Raw genomic sequence first — 569 nt, forward strand, 5'->3', positions numbered from 1 at the left:
GGAATGATCATTTCCCGAATCGCTGCCTTGGTCAGCATATCGACCGCACGGGAGTAATCAGGTTTACTCGTACCATCCATGATTCCCGGGATTTCTTTGAATTGGCGACGTACTTCAATTACAACAGAGCTTGCTGCACGACCAACCGCTTCCATCGACATTGCACCAAACAGGAAAGGGACCATGCCGCCAATAAATAACCCAATAATCACCAGGTGATTAGATAAATCAAAGGTAAGCAGTTTGTCAGCATGTTCTAGTCCGTGAGTATAGTCGGCGAACAGCACCAGTGCAGCCAGGCCGGCCGAGCCAATCGCGTAGCCTTTGGTAACGGCCTTGGTGGTGTTGCCTACCGCATCCAGCGGGTCGGTAATGGCACGGACGGATTCGGGCATACCCGACATTTCAGCAATACCGCCAGCGTTGTCAGTAATCGGACCATAGGCATCCAGTGCTACGATGATCCCGGTCATGGATAACATGGCGGTTGCAGCGATCGCAATTCCATAAAGACCGGCGAGTGAATAGGCAATGATGATACTTGCAAAGATTGCTAGCACAGGAGGTGC

At 51.3% G+C, this 569-nt stretch carries 1 protein-coding gene; it reads right to left on the reverse strand.

Annotation, left to right across the window (positions count from 1 at the left end; translation table 11 throughout):
• Window positions 1–569: sodium/proton-translocating pyrophosphatase (locus tag SQ11_RS16015; protein WP_041515205.1), on the reverse strand; the 569-nt coding region annotated here is incomplete at both ends.

It is taken from the genome of Nitrosospira sp. NpAV, assembly GCF_000832065.1.
GTDB lineage: Bacteria > Pseudomonadota > Gammaproteobacteria > Burkholderiales > Nitrosomonadaceae > Nitrosospira.